This window comes from Romboutsia sp. (genome assembly GCF_056995035.1).
The window spans coordinates 102,207-122,778 of record NZ_JBXKIW010000074.1 but is presented as its reverse complement, the minus strand read 5'-3'; the positions used below and the strand labels follow the sequence as shown (position 1 = coordinate 122,778).

The window sequence follows — 20,572 nt, the reverse complement described above, 5'->3', positions numbered from 1 at the left end:
CAACTAAATTTTTAGCCGAGAAAATATTGCTTCTCTCGGCTGTATTTAAATTACATTTCCCCATGGAAAGTTCTATTTATAACTTCTAATTGTTGTTCTCTAGTTAATTTTATAAAGTTAACTGCATAACCAGATACACGTATTGTAAGCTGAGGATAGTTTTCTGGATGATTCATAGCATCAAGTAGCATTTCTTTGTCAAATACATTAACATTTATATGATGTCCTGATTGAATAAAATATCCATCAAGTAAATATACTAAGTTATTTATTCTTTCTCCCCCAGTTTTTCCTATAGCTTTAGGAACAACAGTGAATGTGTAAGAAATACCATCTTGCGAATGCTCATATGGAAGTTTAGCAACAGAAGATATAGAAGCTAAGCACCCTTTTGTATCTCTTCCATGCATTGGATTTGCACCTGGTGCAAATGGTTCTCCAGCTTTTCTTCCATCTGGAGTACTTCCCGTTTTTTTACCATAAACCACGTTTGAAGTTATAGTTAATATTGATTGAGTAGGGAAAGAATTTCTATAAGTTTTATTTTTTCTTATCTTGTTCATAAATCTTTCTACTAAATCATTAGCTATTGAGTCAACTGCATCATCATTATTTCCAAACTTAGGAAAATCTCCTTCAGTTTCAAAGTTAACAGCCATACCACTTTCATCTCTTATAACCTTAACTTTTGCATATTTTATTGCTGATAAAGAATCAGCACATACAGAAAGTCCAGCTATACCACAAGCCATAGTTCTAAATACATCTCTATCATGTAAAGCCATTTGAGCTTTTTCATACGAATACTTATCATGCATATAATGAATTACATTTAATGTATTTATATATATATTAGCAAGCCAATCTAAAAACACATCGAATTTTTCCATAACTTCACCGTACTCAAGGTATTCAGAAGTTATAGGTTGGAATTTAGGACCAACTTGAATTCCTTTTTTCTCATCTTTACCACCATTTATAGAGTAAAGAAGTACCTTAGCAAGATTACATCTAGCTCCGAAGAACTGCATTTGCTCACCTATTTTCATTGCAGAAACACAACAAGCTATTGCATAATCATCTCCATAATATACTCTCATTAAATCATCATTTTCATATTGGATAGAGCTTGTATCTATAGAAACCTTAGTACAGAATTTTTTGAAATTTTCTGGAAGGTCTTTAGACCAAAGTACAGTTAAGTTTGGCTCTGGAGCAGCTCCTAAAGTATATAAAGTATTTAACATTCTAAATGAGTTTTTAGTAACAAGTGTTCTTCCATCAACACCCATACCTCCAATTACTTCAGTTACCCAAGTTGGATCTCCAGAGAATAAGTCATTATATTCAGGAGTTCTTAAGAATCTAACCATTCTAAGCTTCATAACAAAGTGGTCCATGATTTCTTGAGCTTCTTCTTCAGTTAAAACTCCATTTTTTATATCTCTTTCAAAGTAAATATCTAAAAAAGTTGAAACTCTACCTAAACTCATTGCAGCTCCATTTTGATCTTTAACCGCTGCAAGATAAGCAAAATAAGTCCATTGTACAGCTTCTTTAGCGTTTTTAGCAGGTATAGTTATATCAAATCCATATTCTGCAGCCATTAATTTAAATTCTTTTAAAGCGTTTATCTGCTCAGATATTTCTTCTCTTAATCTTATAGTATCTTCATCCATTGACATAACATTTAAAGATTGTTTTTGAGCTTCTTTATCTTCTATTAATCTATCTATACCATAAAGAGCTACTCTTCTGTAGTCTCCTATTATTCTACCTCTACCATAAGCATCTGGAAGACCAGTTATTATCCCAGCACTTCTAACCGCTCTCATTTCTGGAGTATAAGCATCGAATACCCCATCATTATGAGTTTTTCTATATTTAGTGAAAGCTTCTTTGATAGAAGGATCAAGTTCATATCCATAAGCTTCACATGAATTTTCAACCATTTTTATTCCACCAAAAGGCATTACAGCTCTTTTAAGCGGAGCATCCGTTTGAAGTCCAACGATTATTTCTAAATCTTTGTCTATATACCCTGCTTTATGAGAATTTATAGTTGAAACAGTTTTAGTATCAACATCAAGAGTTCCACCTTTTTCAATCTCTTGTTTAATTAAATTTGAAACCTTATTCCATAATTTTTTAGTTCTATCTGTAGCTTCAACTAAAAATGTTTCATCCCCCTCATAAGGTTCATAATTATTTTGAATAAAATCTCTTACATTAATGCTTTTAACCCAAGCCCCTTCATTAAATCCATTCCATTCTTCCCTTAACATAAAAATACCTCCTTGACGTTAGTTACTTGCCCAGAGGTACAAAAAAAGACCGCCTGGACATAGTAGTTGCCCAGGCGGTCGGCTTATTTAATCTAAAATCACATTCCCTCGTAGTTAATTCTACGCAATCCGCCAGTTATGTGATTGTTTAATTTTTAATATGTTTTTATCGTATCACTATGTTAAGTTATTGTCAATGTACAAAATAACATTTACTCAAAATTTAAAAGTTCTAAAACTCCATCTGAATTAAGTTTCGCTTTATAATGAGTCAGTAATATGTCAAATTTAAGTTATTTTGAACTTATTAACTTCTACCTGAACCTGCTCAAGTCATTAAGATAAGTCCACTTAGTAATGCACTAATTTTTTTCATATTAGTCCCCCTTTAAGGCAATTGTAGCACAACAAAATTAACTAATAAAAAAGAATGAAAATTTATTAAATTGTAAGTTGCCCAGTAAAGGTGATGTTTTACTGCACACTTTATAGTACTAACAGTATCAATACTGTTAAGTTATGGCACACGAAAAATTTTTGACAAACAAAATTTTATACAATAGATGAAAATGATGGGTTAATAGGGTTTGTAACGTCATTTAATACTACAAAAAAAGATATAGAAAATCTTGTGAATGATATTAAACTTGGATTAAAGTTAGATATTGTGGTAATGTTAGCATAATACGGTATTTAAATAAATTATGACTTTGAATATTTTTATTAAGGCATTCTATGTTACAAAATTTTATTCTTCAATAAATTTCATCAATTCTTCGTTAAATTTGTCTCGCTGGTCATAGAATGATCCGTGGCCGCTTAATTCAAATGGCACAAGTTTTGAATTTTTAATGCCTTGGTTTTGTACTTTAGCTAGTTGAAATGGAACAACTTTATCATGAATGCCATGAATAATTAAGGTTGGAACATTTATTTCTGCTAGATCAGAAAATAGTACTTCCTTTATCCAAGTATTTGCAATGGCTGCAGTTGCCCAACCTGCTGCCTGTAAGCCTAATTGAAAGAACCACTCAGAGAATGGTTTAGTTATATGCTGAAAGAAAAAAATGTCACCGAAATCACTCAGCATTTTAGGACGATCAGTGTATGTTCCCTGAATAATTTTGACTACGTCTTCTTTTTCTAAACCATATGGGAAATTTGGACGCTTGATAAGACTAGGAGCTGCTGCTGCAAAAAGAGCAAGTTTAGATACTCCGTGTCCTTTATGTCGAGCCATGTATCGAATAGCTATAGCTCCCCCAGTTGAATGTCCTGCCAGTGTGAAATCATGTAATTGTAATGCATCAACCACACATCTAACATCATCTGATAATCGATCGTAGTCGTAACCTCCATAAGGCTTATCCGAGTTTCCAAATCCTCTGGTATCTATTCCTATGCACCTATATCCCATCTTTGGAAGCTGATCAAACTGATATTCAAATAAATTATGGCTACCAGGCCAACCGTGTAAAAACAAAATTGTCTTCTTTCCATATGGGTTAAGATCCTCTACATAGATTTTTACATTTACTTCTACCATAACATAGTATCCCACGCAAATACCTCCATTAATAAAATTTCTTCATTATTAGCTTATTCTCTTGGGAGCAAATAGATGAATCACATATCTTATTTTTAATACCGCATTGTTCAATTATTAAAGAGCATTATCCATAATTTTAAATCTCTAAGAAACATTCACAAATTAAATAGTTGTAAGCAAGCTTGGATATTTTAATATTTTATCAACTTAGGGAGATTGCAGAAAAACTGTTCACGATAAGAAATGTTTTAACGAACATATAAAAATAAGATTCGATATAACTATATTAAATGTATTTTTAGGGTACATTGTTTAACAAATATTATTATTTATTCTAAATATTAATAATAACCTTATTGACATTTACTTATAAATCCTATAATATGAAATTAACTTCACATGAAGTTTGTTTCATATGAAGTTAATTTCACATGAAGTTTGTTTCATATGAAGTTAATTTCATCTAAGGTTAGGAGTGAGTTTTTTGGAAAATAAGTTTATAAATCGTGTTTTATTTTCATTGGCAGTTGTTATAATGGGAGCAATTGAAATGTTTTTTAAAACATCAACAGAGTTTAATTTTGGTTATTTTTACATACTTGCAGGCGGTATTATTTTCGCGTGTACTCTAGTTTCTTATATTAAATATCAAAATAATAAGAAAGAATTAGACCAAGAACTATTAAAAGAATATGATGAAAGAGATGAGTTGATAGACGGAAAAGTTTCAAACTTTACCTTGAAAATTATAATATATGTAATTTTACTTACAATGTTTCTATCTAATTTCATAGTAATTCCAACTAATACTGCTTTATTTGGAGTTTTATTATCTTTTATGGTTACTGAATTATTATCTAGAAAATATTATAACCATACTATATAGTTAGGGTGATTTAATGAAAAATATAGTAAAAGAATTACGATTAGAACATGGGTTAACGCAACAAGAATTAGCTGATAAAGTATGTGTGTCTTCAAGAACAATCATATCTTTAGAAAAACAAAAATATAATCCATCAGTTCTACTTGCATATAAAATAGCTTCGGTTTTTAATTTATCAATTGAAGAAACTTTTATATTTGAAGAAGAAGATCAAATACAACAATAAATTGGAGGAAATATATCATGATTCAAAAACTATTATTTATATTATTCGGAGTAATTTTAGTATTCTGGGGTATGCACAGAATGAAAACTGATGACGGATTATTTGGAAAAAATCAAAAAAGTAGAAACATATTTAACCTACTATTAACAGGTCAAGCATCTGGAATAGGACAATTTGTAAGCGGAGTATTATGCATAATCATAGGAATTGTTTCATTCATAATTAAATAATTACAAAGAAGGAAAAATATATATTAAAGATTAATGAATTATTTTTAGGATTAGTAACTACTGAGAACTATTCTACAATTGAAACAATACGAAATAGATATATTGAGTTATATATTGTAAGTAAAATCCGTGTTATATGTTAAAAGCTGTTGTGGATTTAGTAGTATCTAAAAACATATTCGCTCCAAATGGAATGGATTTGGTATCAGCTGTTGAAGCTAAGGTTGTTGTTACAGATACTACGCCTTATGACTTAGTTATAGGGTAGTATAAAATTTAAGGCTATGCTTGGGAATCCCTTGCATAGCTTTTTTAGTAAAGGAAATTTTGTAATATATAAATATATTGAAAGGATGTGTATTTTTTATGAATTCAGAAATTCAAACTTTGATAGCTTCTGTAGGCTTTCCTATTGCCCTTAGTATGTATTTACTCGTTAGGATAGAGGGAAAATTACAAGCTTTATCTGATAGTATTAATGAATTGTCAAAAAATATAATTAGTATGAAATAAAGCTTAAACTTATTTTGTTACATTATTATATAGTGATAAGACCTACACTGTAGATTCTTTCTTGTATTTAAGAATTAAATCTGCAATAAGCGTTCCAACTAATGATATACCTGTATAAACAAAACACCATATTAGGAAAGATGAATTAAATAAAGTAAATGTAGCAATTAAATATCCTATAAAAACAATGTGTTTTTATTATGTGTAAAAATAAAGCGCACTCGAATTTTACATTATAATTTAATTGAAATTTTAAAATGTATTTTAATATAAGGTACGTTAATACTTATAATGCAAAACTTATTAAAAAAAACAAAATAAAATGTAATTTATATATAAAATCTTATTTATACTATAGACTTATGTGTGAAATCCTGGTATATTGTATACATAGACAACAAGAAATGACATGGAATGATAAGCATTAGGCGTTGACTTAATTTAAAAACAAAATTAATATTCTTCAATCCCCTTTGAATATTAAAAATATAGATATTATCCCCCATAAATAATATTTATAATCCCATACCCCCTTTTGATGAAGACTGTAACGGAAACAGTCTTTTTTTATTGCCTAATTAATGTAGAGCATAAGGCACTTACTATTAATTTTGGCTATGTTAGCTAACTTTGTGATAAATACGCTGTGAAAATAACTATATCTTAGTAATTCCAATACTTTACGTTTTAAGATACAGTTATTTATTAAACTTTATGTCCATCATAAATTAAAAACTCTTTACCCACTGTAATTGGTTCATCGAATTTTCTAAATCCTATTGCTAACTTATCTACGATAGAATCTTTAGCATGACATAGTCCAAAGAATATAGATGATAAAAATATTCCAATAACTAGCAACATAGTTCCAATTACTTTATCTTTTTGAATACCTTAATATCATTACACCCTTATCTATAATACAATCTTGTAAATGTAAATCTATCTTCGGGTTATTTTCTAAAAATAACGATTTTCCTTTTCCTAAGATAGTAGGTATTATACCAACTATATATTCATCTATAATATCAGCCTTAATAAAGTTGTCAACAAGGCCTCCTCCACCGAATAAGAATATATCTTTACCTTCTTTTTTTCTTTCTTCTTCTATTACCTTACATATGTCACCATTTACAAAATGTATATTTTCATAGTCTTCTAAGTTTTGTGAAGTTGCTACGTATACTTTTTTATCCTTAAAGTCATTATGGAAATTTTGTTCGTAACAGTTTTTACCCATCACTACAACATCTACATTATTTACAAATTCAGCATAGTCCCATTTTTTTTCAGTATCTAATTTATCATCACCATCTCCAACTATCCAGTCAAATCCACCATCCTCTGATGCTATATATCCATCAACACTCATTGCTAAATTTAATATTATTTTTCTGCCCATATCATTAATCCTCTCATTTATATATATTTAAATTCATAATTTATTTATTGTTTGTTTGTGGAATTTTTATATTCTTAATTAATAAAATTAGGCTATGTTAAATAATATTATGATAAATATATATAAATACTTTTACATATCCCATTAGCTGAATTAAATATGCTCACAAAAAACTAGGTTTTACCCTAGTTTTTTCATAATTGCTATTTAGCTTCTTTATATACAAGTTTAATAAAAACTTCTCCTTCAGTTTTCTTTACAATTTGCTTAAGATTTTTTCTATCAATAGGAACTCCTAGTTCTATATTGTTACTGCTATAACTGTCATTACCTAAGCTTATTCCTTTAGATGCTTGATAAATATAAATTTCTTTTCCTAATTCTAAATTTATTTCATTAGTTAAATGTCTTTTGGAACTATCTTCAAATTTTTCCTTTATTTCATAAAGTCCACTATAATATCCTCCATCTTCTCCAAAAACAAATCTTATTTTATCTTCTTGATAATTTAAAGTTAAAACTTGACTATCAATTTTAGGGCTTTCCTCATCACTATATATGCCAGCTATAATGTCTTCTCTTATTTTTTTTCCCTTTTTATATTCTTCATAAAACAATTCAATTTTATAGTTTTTATCCTTTGGAAGATTTTTTATATTGTACATAACCACATTATTTCCAGTTACCATCATCATATATTGTTCTTTCTCTGATAATTCTTCATATGAGATAGTTGTTTTATCGTTGGATTTAATCTCTATTTTTTCTTGTTTTGTTGTTTGTTGGCACCCAACTAATAGCATTATCGATATAAGTGTTAATAATATTAATTTAAGTTCTTTATACATATATTATCTCCCTTATTTTCCATTATAAGTTATATTGTATCTGATATAATATAGTATTTGGTTACGTAGCAGTTACAATTTTAAGTAAATAAAGCTAAAAATATAAGAGTAATACTATTACATTTTTAATTGATTGTGATGTGCTCTCTTGATTGGTAATTTAATAAATTTGCCAACTAGTTAACCCAAGTATATTTTATACTACAGTTTGCTAACTCTATGTGATATAACCTTGTTATCTTTATCTAATTTTTCTATTAGTTTAATTTGAATAATGTCATTTATATCATATAGTTCAAATATATCTTTATCATTTATAGTATATTTTCTATTATCATTATCAATACAATCGATAATATATGAATCGGGTAACTTTGGGCGAGCATCGATTGTATTATAAGATATACCCTTCAAATAGTCCTTTTTAACAATAGTAACATCAATTATTGACTCTTTAATATTCTTAGTTTTGAATTTAAGTTTAACCTTATAAATATATTCTTTTGCATATATTACCAACGTATATATTATCCCAGCTGCAATTAATGAAAATAATAATATATCTTTATCCAAAATCATTCCCCCCTAGATTGTTTATGTAATAGTACATTTATTCTCAATATATAACAATTGTGAACTATAGTTATATTATAATCTTAGTAATAATCTAAGTAAATCAAATACTCTTCCTCAAAATACATTTCAAACTTAAGATATCGCACATTTTAAATGTGTCCACTAAAACAGATGTTTTTTTGTACAGTAAAAAGCACCTAGTTTTTTACTAGATATTCTTTATTACTTTATTAAAAGAGTTCCTAATATTAAGTTGAGTTTTTACTTATTTCTTTTAAATATGACTGGGCAAAAGTTTAAGCATATAGCACCTACAAATGCACCTACAATAAGACTAAAATAGTTGTGTTGACCATATTTTTCATTCAGCAATTGTTTCCAATACTCAAATGAAAATGTAAATAAAATCAGCATAAAACTCAAAATAGTTCTGCCATATTTGTGCTTTTTAGATTTACCAAATAATTTGTTATGAATATCAGTATTTTCAATTGTCCAATTGAAAATAGCATAAAAAACAGCAAAGATTATAAAATATGTAATAAACTTCATTTTTCCTCCTATAGTTTTGTAATAACTTACAATTGAGTATTATAGTTACATTATAACCTTATTAAGAATTGAAGTAAATTAATACTATACTCTAAAAATAGATTTAAAATATAGTATTTTCCCATTTGTGCAGTAAAGGTGATGTTTTTGTGAGCACCTATTTTCATAAGTTTTTATCACTTTTATATTTTTTGAATACATTGATATTACTTTAATTTACAGGTTATACGCAGATTTTAAAGTGTTATAGTTTCCTTGTAATTAAAAAAGTAACCTCTAAATAGGTCACCTCTTGAATTACAGTAAATAATTATATTTTAATTTAGTGAGAATATGTAATTTTGAATCTGCATAATGCCAATATATAAACCTATTGAAAACATCACTATGAGAACAATTCCTATTATTAGACTTATTTTTTTCTTTGTTTTCTTTGTTTTCTTTAAATAGGTTAAGCTCTCTCAATCCTAATCCAAATAGAAATATACCTAAAGTAATAGGGCCTAATTCTGGAATAATTATACCCATAAATAAATTAAATATTAAATCAAGTATATTAATATTCTTCAATCCCCTTTGAATATTAAAAATATATATATTATCCCCCCCATAAATAATATTTATAATCCCATACCCCTTTTGATAAAGACTGTAACGGAAACAGTCTTTTTTTATTGCCTAATTAATGTAGAGCATAAGGCACTTACTATTAATTAGCTAACTTTGTGATAAATACGCTGTGAAAATAACTGTATCTTAGTAATTCCAATACTTTACGTTTTAAGATACAGTTATTTATTAAACTTTATGTCCATTAGTTCGCAATATATTAACATTGTTATGTATAGTCCTACCTATAAATTTGACTAATACTATATTTTTTTTGGAATAAGCATATTTATGAACTTCTTTTTCTTTCTATGACATAATACCGTACCAACTATTCCCCATATACATAATATTATTATCATAGTTTTTAAGTCTTTTACTTCAAACAAAAAGAACATTACATCTAATATTAATAAACTAGTAGCAGTTTTAATTGTTTGTATCCCTTGAAATCTACAATATGTAGTTTTATCTATATCTACATTATGTTTTTCACTAAGTTTAGTTAGATAATTTTCTATACCAAACAAAAAGTTTGTTTCACACGTATGTATACCTGATAATAATAAACCTATAGGTACAAAAAGTATACAAACAAATTGTTCTATATTCACATCATTCACCCCCTAATAATCCCTATTTATACACTATCAAAAAAATTCAATTCGCATTATATAACAATTGTGAACTTATCTTTATTATAGCATTCACTCAATATACACACTGTATTTATAACCTTTTTATCATTTTTTATTTTCTTGAATATATTGATATTACTTTAATACCCAAGTTTTCCACAGATTTTGAATCATTATAATTAGCCTACTCTTTTATTTAGTACAAGAGATGTTTTATTGAACATGAAAAATGAGACTAATAATTTTTTATATTATTAATCTCGCTTTATTCATTATTTAATTATATTATTGCAACATGATGAATTTTATTAAACTTCAAATTTATATAATAACCCCAACCCCAAGTACTACTATAGCAAGTACTGCTATGATAACCATTAAAGGCGTTACAAATTTTAACCATTTATCATAAGTTATATTTACCATGGAAAGTGATACTAATATTAATCCTGTTGGTGTTATAAATCCTATAAGACCTTGCCCAAATTGATAAGCTGTTACTATTATATCTCTATCTACTCCAACAACATCTGCAAGAGGTGCCATTATAGGCATTGATAAAACTGCAAGTCCTGAAGATGATGATATGAAGAAACCTAGTATTATGTAAACAAAGAACATAACTGTTGAGAATATTACACCACTCATATGTGCTACTCCACCACTTAGTCCATATAATATAGTATCACTTATCATACCACCATCCATGATTATAGTAACACCACGCGCAAGTCCTATTGTAAGTGCAACACCTAATAGTTCAGCCCCGCCTGCTACAAATTCTCCTACAAATTCTTTTTCACTAAGATTTGCAAAGAATACTAATATGAATGTTACAAATAAAAATAGTGCAGTCATTTCTTGGAACCACCATCCAAGCTCCTTAACCCCATATATCATTACTCCAAATGCTAATGCAAATATAAGTAGCATAAGCTTTCTTCCTAATGTGAATTCCGGTACATTATTTTCATCCTGTCTTAATAAGAATTGATCTTCTAATTCTTTCTTTTGTGAATATATTAAAGATTTTGTTGGATCTTTTTTTACTTTTTCAGCATATTTTATTGTGTATATTATACATATAGCAAGACCTGCTACTAACATAAATAATCTTGGCAACATTCCGCCTGTAAAGTCTATTCCTGCTGCATTTGATGCTATAACTGTAGCAAATGGGTTTACTGTTGATGCCATAGTACCCATTATAGACCCTAGATATATTGCTGCTATTGCAACTAAAGCATCATAACCTGCTGCTAAGAATATTGGTACAATTATAGGATAAAAAGCGATTGTCTCTTCTGCCATCCCAAAGGTTGTACCACCTAGCCCTACAAGTACTGTTATAACAATTATTAACCAAACTTCTTTTCCTTTTGATTTTCTAGATAAAGCACTTATTCCAGCTGTAAATGCTCCTGTTTTATTTATTACTCCAACTATCCCGCCTATTACAATTACGAATGCTATTATATCTACTGAGTCATATAATCCTTGTACTGGAGCATTTAAAAATGTAGTTATCGCTTTAAATATTGTTGGTTTTTCTTTTGGTAATTCTTGATAACTACCTGGTATTGCTACTGGTTTACTTATAGAACCATCTGTAAATTTACTTAAGTCAGTTTTTACTCCAAGTTCATCTAATGTTTTTTGTGTTGCTTCTTTGTCAGATATTTCACCTGTTGGTGATTCCATTTTGAATACATTCGCGTCTTCATCATACTGCAACTTCGCATATTTACCTGAAGGTATTACATACGTAAGACCTAATACTAGTAACATTACTATTAGTATTACTGTGTATGCCGTTGGAAATGAAATTTTAGACTTTTTTGTTGCTGACATATAATATTCCCCCTTGATTAAATCTTTTAAAACCCTAACATTTACAATATTCAGAATATATATATATTCTACGTATAGATGCATTTTCCATTTTATTTCACTGTAATTTTATTTTACTAATACGTACAATTTTTGCTAACTACCTACAAACTATATCCGTTGCTCAAGCTTAATAATTGCAATTAATAAAAAAGTGTAGTATGTAATTAGTTAAATAAAAACCAGCAATTTAAAATTACTGGTTTTGTTTCTTAATATAAGAAGGTTATATCGTCGATTCTTTCTTGTATTTAAGAATTAAATCTGCAATAAGCATTCCAACTAATAATATACCTGTATAAACAAAACACCATATTAGGATAAATATAAAAACTATGTACTTTTATTATGTATAAAAATAAAGCGCACTCTAATTTTACACTATAATTTAATTGATATTTTAAAATACATTTTAATATAATATAAATTAATACTTGTAATACAAAATTTATAAAAAAAATAAAATAAAATATAAATTTTATGTAAAACTTTTTTTATATTATAGACTTATATGTAGAATGCTGGTATATTGTATACATAGACAACAATAAATGACATAAAATGATAAGCATTAGGCGTTGACTTAATTTTAAAATAAAATTAATATTCTTCAATCCCCTTTGAATATTAAAAATATAAATATTATCCCCCATAAATAATATTTATAATCCCATATCCCCTTTTGATAAAGACTGTAACGGAAACAGTCTTTTTTTATTGCCTAATTAATGTAGAGCATAAGACACTTACTATTAATTTTAAAATGTTTCACTACTATAAGTTTGTATCATACCCAACTACAGTCCATATTCCTGTATCATCTTGCCTTATAAGTCGTTTTAAATATACTCTTTTTATAGGAGTCTTACTCGCAGTTACTTCTATCACTGCCTCTTTTTCATTTTCTTTAATTACTTTTAACTCTTCATACTTAATAGGATAATCTCCCTTGATACCTTCAGGAGAAATTTTTAGACTTACAAAAACTTGAGCTACAAAAACAGGGTCTAGTCTCCATGGAGAATGCCCCCCATCAACACTTTTCTGAGAATTTTCTTCTATTTTTAAATTAACAGGGACTTCAACTTTTGGTACTAATTTCTGTTTTTCTATTGGTGCTAAATTTATTTTTGCTCCCATATAAGTATTATTCATAGTAAATGATGCAATAGCAGCTAATATACAAGCTACACACAAGAAATATATTTTTATTGAATTTTTCTCTTTATTATTCATAAATCAATTCCTCCATTATTTAATGATATTAACTTGTTGTTTTAGGATCCATTATTGAGTATTAGTAATTATTTTGTCCAAAAAAAATATATATTTAGTGGATTTATTAAAGATAATTTTATGAATTAAATATTGCTCCATTCAGCCAAGAGAATGCAGAATATATATATAACATATTTGATAATTAAGATATGAATATTAACTTGTGTAGTATAAAAAATATGAACAAAATTTCCTATTCTTATTTCATTTTTCTTTTAAATTTTAACCTTCCAAGTGTAAGTGAAAAGGTATTTGCAATTTCATAAAAAGTTTTGATATAAGTCTAAATCCTTTTAGATATAGTTCTGCTCTTTTGAATATGTATAAGAAAAGAAATTCTTTTTCGAACATTTTTGAACATAAGTAATGACACCTCTTTCGACCTTTAAAATACTATATAAAAATAAAAATGTCACAACTGTAAAGTTAGGCTATGTTAGCTTACTTCGTGATAATTAGAGCATAAAAATAACCATACCTTAGTATTTTCAATGTATTGAAACCTAAGATGTGGTTATCTATCTAATTTACTATAAATTGTTCGTAATATATTAAAATTGTGAAGATTTCGGTCAATATTTTTAAGCATACTTTAAGTATTATTTACTCCATATGTCTTTTAAAAAAGCAAAATAAAATACAAGAATGGCTATACCATATATCCATCTACTTATCTTAATAGTTTTTTCACTGATATCATACTTTACTAAATTATTTACAATACTAGGTACAATAAATTTATATAAAATAAATACTGGAAGTGCTATGTATATGATAATAGCAAACCAAAAGTTATAAAATAAAGTATCGAGTAAAAATTTAGATCTAATTTCAGCAGGAAAAACAAGTGTAGCTATGGTCCAAAATAGATAAATAAGCATACCCACATATAATTCTGCTAGGTAGCGATACTTATCATATCTTATAATGTATTTTACATAATAGTCTTTGTCCAAAGGTGTAGATAGATTATCTAGAATATCTTCTTTAGTCAAAAACTTTGAATTATCACTATACATATAAACCTTAACTATGTACATAACAATATTTTCAGTATTATTGCCTGTGCTTGATAAATCAAGCGTAGGAAATTTTTTAGAGACCTTATCTATTCTAAATGCTTTTTTATCTAGCATTTCACTAAGCTTATCTTCTAGTGTAAACCTTAAATCATCTTTTTTATCAATTTCTATTTTTATAAAAAAGTTATTTTCATGGTAGAGTATATCATCATAATCATTTTTAACTATTATTCCTACAATTTTTTTATCCATAAGTTCCCCCCTATAAATGCACGTTTCATCTTTATCTACTTGACATCTGTTGAAATAAGTTAATCTATTTCTCATGCTATTCTTAATTAAATATCCTGCTATAATTATAGATATACCTAGAGTATATACTGATGAGCTATCCATAATTTCTTTATCTATAAATTTATTTAGTCTTTACTTCATATTATGTTAACAATTGCGTACTTTGATTATATTATACATAATATTAAATTATTTTCCAATTACAAAATAGTTTCATTAAATTGAAGTGTAATTCCTTATTTTAAGTTAGCTCAATTACGGTCAATTCCAGTTTCAATGCACAGTTGGTCGTTAAAAATTCCTCTTTTCTTCTTATCCTTTTTGCTTTTACCTCTTTTTCTAGGTTCTCTAGGCATCTTAAAAGTAGTGCTTTTGCAATGATTCCCTTTGTACGAACGACGAACAAAAACTTCGTCAACCTCTACAGCGCCTTCTACAGTATCGTTTTTAAGTGATAAATTGATAACATCCAAAATTCTATGACGCATATAAAAAGATGTTTTAACATCTACACCAACTTCTTCTGCACATTGTCTTATAGATAATCCTAATATCATTAATTCGCAGTATTTAAGCCATTTGTCTAAACCTAATTTTGTATTAGAGAATGCAAAATACAATCCTTCACTTGAATTAGCTGTTAGGATTTCAAAGGAGTTAAATACTCCGATTGAAGAATTATTTATCTTTGAATTTTAACTATTAACTATTAACTATTAACTATTAACTATTAACTATTAACTATTAACTATTAACTATTAACTAAGTTTATTGTTTTGTGGAAGTTATATGTATGAGTATAAATTTATAGAGGTGCGATTAAAGAAAGGATTTAAAGTTAAAACTGGTGACACTTTTGAGGAATGTAAAGATATTGTTCAAGAAGAAGCAAAAAATGGATGGAGATTAAATCAAGTTATTATTCCAGTATGTGAAAATACTGGTATATCACCATATTCAACAGCATATTGTTATCAAATTGTTTTTGAAAAAGAAATAAAATAATTATTTAAAAATATAAAAAGAGGGCAATAGTGCTAAAACTATTGCTCGTTTTATATTTACAACCAGAAGGAATTGGACTGAAAATATAGAACAATATAATAATTAAATCCGAAAAATATGCTACAAATCATAGGAGGTGATATGTATGAATTGTGTTAAAGTTGGCGTTATTGCAGGAACTCCTGTAGATACTCAAATGGGGGTAGATTTTTTAATATCAAAAGGGATTAATGCACGTGGATATTGCGTATCTTCATGTCCTCAAGAACAATCAAAATTTCAAATATTATCTCCTTTTGAACTTGCGGATGAAATTAGAAAGATAATAAGAAAAATAAAATCTGAAAGTATTGATACAATAATAATATATTGTAATTCTCTAAGTGCTGCAGTTGATATGGATAAACTGTCTATCGAAGAAGATATAAGAATTATTACTCCACTTAGCGTTTATAAAAAAATTGCTTACAACTTTAAAAATATTGGTGTACTAACAGCTAACAATAAAAGTTGCGCAGGTATTGAAAAAGTTGTACAAAGTGTAAATTCTGATTGTAATGTTATTGGAATAGGAATACTTCCTTTAGTTATAGATATAGAAAAAGGCATATCGGCTAAAAAAATAGTTGAAAAATTTGCATTAAGAAATGTGATGGAATTTTATAATTCTATAAAAGTCGATGTAGTTATCTTGGGATGTACTCACTTTCCTTATTTATATAATGAATTGAAAAAATATACCGATATTCCTATTCTTGATCCTGCACAGTTAATGTATGAGATGATATATAAATGATAGTTATATATCTTTTTTTCGTATCTAAGGAAATCGTTATATTTATGAAAGATTTAGAATGTTATGAAAAAAAATGAAATTAACTTTACAAATAAATAATAATGGCATATAATACAATTTATAATTTAATATACTCGGATGAAGGTAGTAGGATTAAAACTATTACTGGACGAACCTCTGGAGAGACTCTATTTAGAGCACCGAAGGGGCAAAGTTGGTTAAATACAATTTTTAATCAACCAAACTCTCAGGTAAAAGGACAGGGGATATATCAAAGCCTATGATATATTTCAAAGATATATCATAGTTAATGATATATTTCTAATATATATCAAAATTGATGATATATTTCTAACTAGAGGCCAGATCATATTGATTTGGCTTTTATTATTAAAAAACAAAATTTATATTTGTTTTTTATATCCTTATAAAAATAGAGATAAATTAAATTAAATCTAATATAACAATAAGGAGATGTTTTTATGAAGATGTTTTTAAGTGATAATAACTCAGGTGTGCACCATAATATTTTGGAGGCTATGGTAAAAGCAAATGAAGGACATGTTTTTCCTTACGGTAATGATGCATATACAAAAAAAGCTGAATTGAAGTTTAAAGAACTATTTGGACAAAATACAGAGGTATACTTTGTATTAAACGGAACAGCAGCTAATATTATTGCGTTAAGTGCTGCTTTAAGACCTTATGAAAGTATTATATGTACAGACAGTGCTCATATAAATGGTGATGAATGTGGAGCTGTAGAAAGATTTACTGGTTCAAAATTATTACAAGTACCTAATGTAAATGGAAAAATATCTGTAGATGATATAAAAAAAATGCTTATACTTAAGGGGAATTTTCATAGAACCCAACCAAAAATGATTTCTATAAGTCAATGTAGTGAATTTGGAACAGTATATACGGTAGAAGAAATAAAAGAAATATCAAAGTTTGCACGTGAAAATGACTTATATTTACATGTAGATGGATCTAGAATTTCAAATGCAGCTGTCTCTCTTAATACTAATTTTAAAGAAATGATAACTGAAGCAGGAGTAGATATATTATCCTTTGGAGGAACTAAAAATGGGCTTATGTTTGGTGAAGCCATAGTTATTTTAAATCCTAATATAAGTAAAGATCTTAAATATATAAGAAAACAAGGTATGCAATTAATTTCGAAAATGAGATATATATCGGCTCAATTTTTAGAATACCTAGAAAATGATTTATATTATAAAAATGCTAAACAAGCTAATGACATGGCTATGTTATTAAATAATGAACTAAAAGATATAAAAGAAATAGAAATTATTTATCCTGTTCAATCGAATATGATATTTATGAAAATACCTAAAAATATTATAAAACATATTGAAAATAAATATGAGTTTTATACAATAGATGAAAATGATGGGTCAATAAGATTTGTAACGTCATTTGATACTACCCAAAAAGATATAGAAAATCTTGTGAATGATATTAAACTTGGATTAAAGTTAGATATTGAGGCAATGTTAGTGTAGCTGTTACAGGTGCAAACTAAATCCCAATTCTTAACATTCAATAGCTGAATATATTGAATTTACTATGTTTTTACTTTGATAAGTTCTGAGAATTTGAAAACACTACAGTTTTTGATAATGTACTTCAAAGTTGTTGTATGAAGCCAAGCGAACTGGTGGAAACAAAGTAGTTATATATAACAATCAGAGTTAAGTAAACTTATTGTTGTGTGTATATTTCTTAAAATGGATGTATATTTTTTAAAAAAAGGCCAATAATAAAAATATGATGCGGATATAAAAATACAACCTACCTCCCCCATTTAGGTTTAAAACTACAGTACCCCAACTGTAGTTTTTTTGTATGTAAAAAGTAATATTTTTTTGAACAATGGGTAAATATATTAATCTATTTTATACCATCTTTGTTCGAAATTCACTCTTATTTCAGATTCTGTTAGTTTTATAGAAGGGCTTTTTTATAATAATATAAGTTAGATAGTTTATTTAATTGTATTGTCCAAAATTTCAATGAAGCCTGCATAACAGGTCCAATTAAAGGTATTGAAATAAATGTACCAATGGAAACAGGACCACCAATTAACCATCCAGTTGTTAATGCCATTATTTCAAGTAAGGTTCTAGATAGTCTAACAGAAATCGAAAATCTTTTGGCTATGAATAAAGTCATACCATCTCTAGGTCCAGCCCCTACTTTAGATGCCACATACATTCCTGAACCAATTCCCATAAGTACAATACCTACTATTAACAATATAATTTGTGATGTTAATCCTTTAAAAGATGGTATTATGTTTAAATCTAAAATACTATTAAGGAAAAAGCCAACTAATAGTATATTTAATACACTCCCAATAGCGGGTCTCTTTTTTTCAAAAAAACATGTCATTAAAACCATAACAACCCCTACGATTTGAACCCAAGTACCTAAAGATAAACCAGTCAAGTTAGCTAGTCCAATATGCAAAACATCCCATGTTGCTACTCCTAGTCTTGCTGTAATAACAGTTGCTACTCCTAAAGCCAAAACAAATATTCCTAATATAAATACTAAAACTCTAATAATATAGATAAAATTCATTCCTACTGTATTATCTATTATTTCATAATTCTTTTCTTCCATATACATTATCCTCTTTCTAAGTTTGTCATCATCTTTTCTAAAATGTTATTAAAAATATCTATTTCTTCTTTAGTAATATCTTTTAGAGCATTTGTTTCCACATTACTAAAAGCTTCATGAAACTTTGGAAACATCTCATAAGCTTTTTCAGTTAATGTTAGATATCTTTCACGTTTATCCTTTCCTTCTTGACGTACTACCCATCCCATTTTTTCCATCCTAGTTAATGTCCTAGTAATCGTTGGCGGCTCTACACATAGGTACTTACTTAATTCAACTTGTGTACACTGCTTTTTTTCATATAAGTATGTTACAATTCCACATTGTGAAGTATATAATCCAAGAGGAGAAATTTTTTCATTTAACTTTTTATTAAAATATCGAGCTAGTTGATTTACTTTATGACCGTATAGATTCATTTTCATTTCACCTCCAATTGTTTACCTAGGTAATAGTTACTTAGGTAAGTATATCATTGAAATTAATAGTTATCAAGCTTTAGCTTTATTGACTCTATCTAAGTAATGACCTCCTCTATTTATGATACGATTCATCATTATTTATTCTAAAAACTGTATTCTTAAGATTACTTTATTAACTTGTAAAATATTGATTTAAAAGAAGGTCAATATTTGAAAATAGAAACTGATACAAATTACCCTATTACAATAATGTCAAAAGATAATTCTACAGAGGAATATATATACAACGATACTAAAACGCTAGAATAAAATATAATTTCAACTAATACAATAGATAAAAATGGTAATTATGAATTAATGATAGACTTTAATGAAATAGAAGTTTTTAATTTTGATGTTTTTATAATAAATAAATAATGAAGAATTATATGGTAAATAATTTAAGGGAGTGCTACGCACCCCCTCTAGATTACTTCATATTTAAGATGTTTTTAGATAATTCATTAATACTATCAGTAAGAACTGAAAGTTTACCTTCTATTCTTATCAATAAATACATTGATATGGCTATAGGAAAACCTACATTAGCTATTAGAGTTTGTATATTAGAATCCATATCTTATGATTATAGTGCTAAGTCATATTCAGTAGTATCAGTTTGAACAATCTTTGCATCCACTAAAGCAGCGAAACCTTCACCACCAGGTTCAAATATATTCTTTGAAAGTATAAGATTCATAACTGATTTTATCTGTGTCTCTGTTAAATCCTCTTTAGGTGAATCTACTGATATAGCTATCTTTTTATCACCTATAGTTTTGAAATTCATTAATAATCTTTTCTTCATTTCCATAAATGTTACCCCCTTATAATTTTAATTTAAAGCAATGGATGTAGCT

The 20,572-nt window shown here is 27.5% G+C and carries 25 protein-coding genes, 1 pseudogene and 2 riboswitches; of the genes and pseudogenes, 8 read left to right on the top strand and 18 right to left on the bottom strand.

The window, feature by feature from the left end; all coding sequences use genetic code 11:
• Window positions 1–50: 50 nt before the first annotated feature.
• Window positions 51–2,285: a formate C-acetyltransferase gene (gene pflB / locus AC11VW_RS11985; protein WP_484301656.1), complete on the bottom strand. Its 2,235-nt coding sequence runs from the start codon at window positions 2,283–2,285 to the stop codon at window positions 51–53.
• Between the two features lie 61 nt (window positions 2,286–2,346).
• Window positions 2,347–2,435: riboswitch (ZMP/ZTP riboswitch) on the bottom strand.
• A gap of 598 nt (window positions 2,436–3,033) precedes the next feature.
• Window positions 3,034–3,831, bottom strand: coding sequence for an alpha/beta fold hydrolase (locus AC11VW_RS11980; protein WP_484301655.1), 798 nt, complete (start codon window positions 3,829–3,831; stop codon window positions 3,034–3,036).
• Window positions 3,832–4,318: 487 nt separating this feature from the next.
• Between AC11VW_RS11980 and AC11VW_RS11975 the strand changes: the two genes are divergently transcribed.
• The 5 genes from AC11VW_RS11975 to AC11VW_RS11955 all read left to right on the top strand — a co-directional run bounded on the left by AC11VW_RS11975 (window position 4,319) and on the right by AC11VW_RS11955 (window position 5,689).
• Complete coding sequence (locus AC11VW_RS11975; protein ID WP_484301654.1) at window positions 4,319–4,720, top strand: DUF2178 domain-containing protein; 402 nt, start codon at window positions 4,319–4,321, stop codon at window positions 4,718–4,720.
• 13 nt (window positions 4,721–4,733) lie between these two features.
• The gene (locus tag AC11VW_RS11970) at window positions 4,734–4,946 is read left to right on the top strand and encodes a helix-turn-helix transcriptional regulator (protein WP_484301653.1); all 213 of its coding nucleotides are present in this window, start codon (window positions 4,734–4,736) and stop codon (window positions 4,944–4,946) included.
• Window positions 4,947–4,963: 17 nt separating this feature from the next.
• Window positions 4,964–5,176: a hypothetical protein gene (locus tag AC11VW_RS11965; protein WP_484301652.1), complete on the top strand. Its 213-nt coding sequence runs from the start codon at window positions 4,964–4,966 to the stop codon at window positions 5,174–5,176.
• A 136-nt stretch (window positions 5,177–5,312) separates the two neighbouring features.
• The gene (locus tag AC11VW_RS11960) at window positions 5,313–5,444 is read left to right on the top strand and encodes a DUF2922 family protein (RefSeq protein WP_484301651.1); all 132 of its coding nucleotides are present in this window, start codon (window positions 5,313–5,315) and stop codon (window positions 5,442–5,444) included.
• Between the two features lie 98 nt (window positions 5,445–5,542).
• On the top strand, window positions 5,543–5,689 hold the full coding sequence (locus AC11VW_RS11955; protein WP_147540072.1) for a YvrJ family protein: 147 nt from the start codon (window positions 5,543–5,545) through the stop codon (window positions 5,687–5,689).
• 42 nt (window positions 5,690–5,731) lie between these two features.
• Here the strand turns inward: AC11VW_RS11955 and AC11VW_RS11950 are convergent, their stop codons facing one another.
• The 12 genes and pseudogenes from AC11VW_RS11950 to AC11VW_RS11895 all read right to left on the bottom strand — a co-directional run.
• Window positions 5,732–5,869 carry a DUF2651 family protein gene (locus AC11VW_RS11950; RefSeq protein WP_484301732.1) on the bottom strand — a complete coding sequence of 46 codons (138 nt, stop codon included), beginning with the start codon at window positions 5,867–5,869 and terminating at the stop codon, window positions 5,732–5,734.
• Between the two features lie 525 nt (window positions 5,870–6,394).
• A complete protein-coding gene (locus AC11VW_RS11945; protein WP_484301650.1) occupies window positions 6,395–6,553 on the bottom strand; it encodes a hypothetical protein in 159 nt (52 codons plus the stop codon).
• A 13-nt stretch (window positions 6,554–6,566) separates the two neighbouring features.
• A complete protein-coding gene (locus tag AC11VW_RS11940; protein WP_484301649.1) occupies window positions 6,567–7,091 on the bottom strand; it encodes a dihydrofolate reductase family protein in 525 nt (174 codons plus the stop codon).
• A gap of 203 nt (window positions 7,092–7,294) precedes the next feature.
• On the bottom strand, window positions 7,295–7,939 hold the full coding sequence (locus AC11VW_RS11935; protein ID WP_484301648.1) for a hypothetical protein: 645 nt from the start codon (window positions 7,937–7,939) through the stop codon (window positions 7,295–7,297).
• A 201-nt stretch (window positions 7,940–8,140) separates the two neighbouring features.
• Window positions 8,141–8,512 (bottom strand): hypothetical protein, encoded by a 372-nt coding sequence (locus AC11VW_RS11930; RefSeq protein ID WP_484301647.1) that lies wholly within the window; start codon window positions 8,510–8,512, stop codon window positions 8,141–8,143.
• A 264-nt stretch (window positions 8,513–8,776) separates the two neighbouring features.
• Complete coding sequence (locus tag AC11VW_RS11925; RefSeq protein ID WP_484301646.1) at window positions 8,777–9,067, bottom strand: hypothetical protein; 291 nt, start codon at window positions 9,065–9,067, stop codon at window positions 8,777–8,779.
• A gap of 297 nt (window positions 9,068–9,364) precedes the next feature.
• The gene (locus AC11VW_RS11920) at window positions 9,365–9,637 is read right to left on the bottom strand and encodes a hypothetical protein (protein WP_484301645.1); all 273 of its coding nucleotides are present in this window, start codon (window positions 9,635–9,637) and stop codon (window positions 9,365–9,367) included.
• A gap of 302 nt (window positions 9,638–9,939) precedes the next feature.
• Window positions 9,940–10,290, bottom strand: coding sequence for a hypothetical protein (locus AC11VW_RS11915; protein ID WP_484301644.1), 351 nt, complete (start codon window positions 10,288–10,290; stop codon window positions 9,940–9,942).
• A 345-nt stretch (window positions 10,291–10,635) separates the two neighbouring features.
• Entirely contained in the window at window positions 10,636–12,165 is a 1,530-nt protein-coding gene (locus tag AC11VW_RS11910) for a YfcC family protein (RefSeq protein WP_484301643.1), read from the bottom strand.
• 813 nt (window positions 12,166–12,978) lie between these two features.
• Window positions 12,979–13,440 carry a hypothetical protein gene (locus AC11VW_RS11905; RefSeq protein WP_484301642.1) on the bottom strand — a complete coding sequence of 154 codons (462 nt, stop codon included), beginning with the start codon at window positions 13,438–13,440 and terminating at the stop codon, window positions 12,979–12,981.
• A 641-nt stretch (window positions 13,441–14,081) separates the two neighbouring features.
• Complete coding sequence (locus AC11VW_RS11900) at window positions 14,082–14,756, bottom strand: hypothetical protein (RefSeq protein ID WP_484301641.1); 675 nt, start codon at window positions 14,754–14,756, stop codon at window positions 14,082–14,084.
• A 299-nt stretch (window positions 14,757–15,055) separates the two neighbouring features.
• Window positions 15,056–15,406, bottom strand: a pseudogene (locus tag AC11VW_RS11895) (IS1595 family transposase); the annotation flags it as partial.
• Window positions 15,407–15,587: 181 nt separating this feature from the next.
• On the opposite strand from AC11VW_RS11895, the gene AC11VW_RS11890 reads away from it, so the two are divergent.
• From AC11VW_RS11890 to AC11VW_RS11880, 3 genes are all read left to right on the top strand, one after another.
• Window positions 15,588–15,803 (top strand): DUF4177 domain-containing protein, encoded by a 216-nt coding sequence (locus tag AC11VW_RS11890; protein ID WP_484301640.1) that lies wholly within the window; start codon window positions 15,588–15,590, stop codon window positions 15,801–15,803.
• Between the two features lie 145 nt (window positions 15,804–15,948).
• Complete coding sequence (locus AC11VW_RS11885) at window positions 15,949–16,599, top strand: aspartate/glutamate racemase family protein (protein WP_484301639.1); 651 nt, start codon at window positions 15,949–15,951, stop codon at window positions 16,597–16,599.
• Window positions 16,600–16,766: 167 nt separating this feature from the next.
• A riboswitch (glycine riboswitch) is annotated at window positions 16,767–16,872 on the top strand.
• Window positions 16,873–17,081: 209 nt separating this feature from the next.
• Window positions 17,082–18,128, top strand: coding sequence for a threonine aldolase family protein (locus tag AC11VW_RS11880; protein ID WP_484301638.1), 1,047 nt, complete (start codon window positions 17,082–17,084; stop codon window positions 18,126–18,128).
• Between the two features lie 442 nt (window positions 18,129–18,570).
• On the opposite strand, the gene AC11VW_RS11875 is transcribed toward AC11VW_RS11880, so the two are convergent.
• From AC11VW_RS11875 to AC11VW_RS11860, 4 genes are all read right to left on the bottom strand, one after another.
• The gene (locus AC11VW_RS11875; RefSeq protein WP_484301637.1) at window positions 18,571–19,251 is read right to left on the bottom strand and encodes a YczE/YyaS/YitT family protein; all 681 of its coding nucleotides are present in this window, start codon (window positions 19,249–19,251) and stop codon (window positions 18,571–18,573) included.
• Window positions 19,252–19,256: 5 nt separating this feature from the next.
• Complete coding sequence (locus AC11VW_RS11870; protein ID WP_484301636.1) at window positions 19,257–19,676, bottom strand: MarR family winged helix-turn-helix transcriptional regulator; 420 nt, start codon at window positions 19,674–19,676, stop codon at window positions 19,257–19,259.
• A 466-nt stretch (window positions 19,677–20,142) separates the two neighbouring features.
• Window positions 20,143–20,289, bottom strand: coding sequence for a YvrJ family protein (locus tag AC11VW_RS11865; protein WP_484301635.1), 147 nt, complete (start codon window positions 20,287–20,289; stop codon window positions 20,143–20,145).
• 9 nt (window positions 20,290–20,298) lie between these two features.
• Entirely contained in the window at window positions 20,299–20,526 is a 228-nt protein-coding gene (locus AC11VW_RS11860) for a DUF2922 domain-containing protein (RefSeq protein WP_484301634.1), read from the bottom strand.
• Between the last annotated feature and the right edge of the window lie 46 nt (window positions 20,527–20,572).